Annotated in this window: 4 protein-coding genes; all 4 read right to left on the minus strand. The window is 38.9% G+C overall.

What is annotated here, in order from left to right:
* On the minus strand, window positions 1-1673 hold a 1673-nt coding region (alsS, locus tag ON15_RS00085; protein WP_010579422.1), incomplete at its 3' end, for an acetolactate synthase AlsS.
* 117 nt (window positions 1674-1790) lie between these two features.
* Window positions 1791-2312: an RrF2 family transcriptional regulator gene (locus ON15_RS00090; protein ID WP_010579423.1), complete on the minus strand. Its 522-nt coding sequence runs from the start codon at window positions 2310-2312 to the stop codon at window positions 1791-1793.
* 34 nt (window positions 2313-2346) lie between these two features.
* A complete protein-coding gene (locus ON15_RS00095; RefSeq protein ID WP_010579424.1) occupies window positions 2347-2862 on the minus strand; it encodes a GNAT family N-acetyltransferase in 516 nt (171 codons plus the stop codon).
* Window positions 2863-2875: 13 nt separating this feature from the next.
* Window positions 2876-3583 (minus strand): zinc-ribbon domain-containing protein, encoded by a 708-nt coding sequence (locus ON15_RS00100; protein ID WP_010579425.1) that lies wholly within the window; start codon window positions 3581-3583, stop codon window positions 2876-2878.
* Window positions 3584-4000: the final 417 nt, after the last annotated feature.

A 4000-nucleotide genomic window follows, 5' to 3' on the forward strand; every position in this document is an offset into this window, starting at 1 on the left:
AACTCCAGAATCTGTTGTCCAAGGCCCTGATTAAAGCTATAATCAACTGGAACATCCACAATTACCGGTCCCTTAGTTGCAAATGCTTGATCTAAAATTTGTCCTAAATCGGCTGATTGAGTAACCCGCAAACCAGTCGCGCCAAAGCTTTCAGCATACTTAACAAAATCAACAGGACCAAATTTAACTCCACCGGGCTCGCCGTATTTCAGTTCCTCCTGAAACTTAACCATATCATAGTAACCATCATTCCAAATAATATGGACGATATTCAAATTCAATCGTACTGCCGTTTCCAAATCTTGAGCAGAAAATAGAAAGCCACCGTCCCCGGACATTGAAACAATTTGCGTGTTTGGTCGAACCAAAGCCGCTGAAATTGCCCAAGGTAAAGCTACACCTAATGTCTGCATTCCATTGCTGAACAATAGATGACGTGGTGCATAACTTCTAAAATGACGTGCCATCCAAATATAAAAGCTACCGACATCAACCGTAACTGTCATCTCGTCGGTAATTCGCGACTGTAAAGCACGGATCACACTTAATGGATGATTTAAAACCTGTCCTTTTTTAACTGCCGGTGCAGCATCACGTTCTTCAAATTCTTGATGCAACTTGGCCAAATATTCTTCCGATTCAGTTGGAACTTGATAACCCTTCATATAAGGCAACAAGAAATCAAGGGTTTGCGCAATGTCGCCAATCAATTCTCTTTCTGGCTGAAAATTCTTGTCGATCTCCGCCGGCATTGTGTCGATCACCACGATATTTGCTTTGCCTTCCGCATTCCAGTTACGTGGTTCATATTCAATCGGGTCATAACCAATTGCAACCACTAAATCGCTCTTTTTCAATAAACGATCACCCGGCTGATTGCGGAAAAGACCAACCCGACCGAAGAAATCAGCTTCTAATTCACGGGGAATAATTCCAGCGCCTTGGAAGGTTTCAACGACTGGCAAATGCGTTTCAGAAATCAAGTTTCGAATTGCTTTAGTCGTTTCAGGTGAAGAAGCCCGCATCCCAAGCAACAGAACTGGTAATTTTGCTGACTTGATTCGCTGCGATAACAAAGTTGACTCGATTGGACTGGCTGGACCAAGCTTGGGAGCAATTAAAGGTTTGATTACTTTGGTTTGAACATGTGCATCGGTAACATCCTGTGGAACTGAAACAAAACCAGCACCTTGCTTGCCTGCCTCTGCCGCTTGATAAGCATTAGCTATAACTTCAGAAATGTTTTCTGGATCTTGAACTTCTGCACTATATTTAGTGATTGGGGCAAACAGTGAAGAATTAGCCATGCTTTGATGGGTCTGACGTAAAAGATCCGTCCGTTGCACCTGACCAGAAATCGCTAAAACCGGATCTCCCTCAGCTGTTGCCGTTACTAAACCAGTTGCCAAGTTGCTGGCACCAGGACCAGAAGTAGTCAATACCACCCCCGGCTTGCCAGTGATTCTATCAATTCCTGCAGCCATAAAAGCTGCGTTTTGTTCATGACGTGTCAGAATCAACTTAGGTGCCTTCGAATCAGATGGATGCGCTAATTTTTCAAAAACTCGATCAATTTTTGCACCCGGAATTCCAAAAACGTATTTAACATCGTGATTAATCAAACTATCAACAATTGCATCTGCTCCGTAATAATCTTTTTTATTTTCTGTCATTGACCGACTTACCTCCAAAGTTATCTTGATCCGCAAAAGTTTTAAATAAGTATCGCACTTCTTAATCTTACCATCAAAAACTGTTGTGAAAAAATTAATTTAAATTGGCAATCGAATTTATTTTTGAACTCTTAACTTTTGAATCTTAGGCAACACTTTTTTAGCATCATTTTGCGGATCATTCCAGTCAATCAGTGGGATCTTGGTACTACCAAAAGTATCAACAATGATCTGATAAACCGTTTTAGTTTGCAAATACTGACACCAGCGCAAATCAGCTTGGTGAAAAGCTTCATTAATTACATGTGTTGCCTCTTGCGACAACGGCCGAAAATCGCGAAAAACTAAATCAATAAAGCCAAGATCAGGGTAAGTTTTAATTTCACCTTCAGTTGCTTCAACAATTTCCAACAAAGTTATATTTTTCGGATCTTTAGCCAGCGAAAAGCCTCCATTATTACCTGAAGTTGATGTAATCAGACCTGCAATCACCAACTTGCGCAATAGTTTCTGCAAATAGCTTTGCGAGCCATTGATCCGATCATGAATCACCTGAGAAGAAATTGGAATCTGTCGATTTTGGGTGGCTAGTAAGGCAATAATACAAGCAGCCTGTTCGAATCCCTTTGTTAATTGCATAAAATCATTCCTCATATTATAAAATTAATTCCCACTAAATCGCTTTATAAAAGGCAATAAACTTTTGGATCACTAAATTCGATCCCCATGGTGCTTTAAAAATACCTTGAATTTCAAAGCCATTTTTTTCTAAAACTCGTTGTGATGCCAAATTATTCCACGAAACAATGGCATCAACTCGTTTGATTCCTTGATTAGCGGCCCAATCAACTATTCCTGCAACTGCTTCAGTCATATAGCCTTGATTTTGAAAACTAGGATTAAGCGCATAGCCTAAGAGCCTTTTCTCCCGGTTAGGAGCTGCTTGGCTATTGACGGTTTCATATAAGCAAAGATTCCCAATTACTTTAGCTTTTTTTCTTTCCTCCAATACCCAGCTTTGGGAAGTGGCTAATTGTCGAATAAATTTCAAAACTGCTTGTTTTGTTTGACAACATAAAAAACCACCTGCTTGAGCAACTCTTTGATTAGAAGCATATTCAAAAATGTCTGTTAAGTCCTTTAAGGACACTTTTCTGAGAAGCAAGCGCTTGGTTGAAATCTTGTCCATTAATTACCTCTTCTTATTTGTCTTTCTCTTTAAAAGTATAGCGTTGATCTTGCAAAGATTGTGGTTGAACCATAGCAAAAATAATAAATATATCTCCCAAAGCAAAAATAAATTTAATCATGATCAGCCAAGCAGACCAACCACAATCATGCAAGCGACGAACTTGAGCTGTGGTGATCGTGATGTAAACAAAGGTTACCCATGCACTTAACATCAATCTAAAAGTTGGATCAACCAAATTGGGAGCAAACTGACTAATTGCCGTAATCACTAAGCCCAAAATTACTCCAACGGCTAAAGACATTAAGTTAAGCCCCAAAAATGCCCACCAATAATCCGCTCGACCCATTCGCTTGGAAATTTTAAAAGTATCGCGTATCAGAAGTCGAGTTGAAGTTTTTAAACCAGGATGAGCAGATTCATTTTTAGGCAGTTTGAATCCAGCTGCTGTTGCGGACCGTGAACTGCTGCGATCTGATGACTTAGCTTCTGTTGCTTGCTTTTTACTTGATTGAACAACATCTGGTTGTTGCGCTTGATAATAGAAGAATGCTTGATCTGCTCCGCAAAGGGGACAATAATTAGCATTTACTGGAATCTTTTGCTGACATTTCTTACAATTTTTTGTTTCTGCTGGCTTTTGCTCCTGTAAAACTGTGCAATAAGGGCAGGCCTTGGCATTTTCTTCAATTTGGCGGCCACATCTTTGGCAAAATTTCATATAAATCAATAACTCCTTCTTATAAAACTAGCAGAGTAAGTAAAACAATTATTAAGTTTCCAATATATTCAGCAATTTTGCGGTAACATAAAAGATAAAGATTATTTGATCTCAGGCTATCATTAAGAAACATTATACCTTAAACTACGCTCTGATTGTTAGACTAATCTTCACTGTCAGTCTTGGGTAACTAATTATATTATAGTTTAATTTTTGCTTGAAGATCAGCAGTTGCAATTATTTATGTTAAGATATCAATTGTATGCTAAGGCTAAAGGAGTCTTTTTTATGTCAGCATCTGATCCATCTCAAGAATCAACCTCGGCACGCACTCGTTTACAAAATCACTTCAAACATAAACGAAAAGCTCAGTTAATTATTTTTGGGGTAATTTTGATTTTTGTGATTTTTAGTGCC

Source organism: Liquorilactobacillus vini DSM 20605 (assembly GCF_000255495.1).
Taxonomy (GTDB): Bacteria; Bacillota; Bacilli; order Lactobacillales; family Lactobacillaceae; genus Liquorilactobacillus; species Liquorilactobacillus vini.

Coding starts and splice junctions, on each gene's coding strand:
- ON15_RS00090 (WP_010579423.1), bottom strand. CDS start 2,312: ATGCAATTAACAAAGGGATTCGAACAGGCTGCTTGTATTATTGCCTTA.
- ON15_RS00095 (WP_010579424.1), bottom strand. CDS start 2,862: ATGGACAAGATTTCAACCAAGCGCTTGCTTCTCAGAAAAGTGTCCTTA.
- ON15_RS00100 (WP_010579425.1), bottom strand. CDS start 3,583: ATGAAATTTTGCCAAAGATGTGGCCGCCAAATTGAAGAAAATGCCAAG.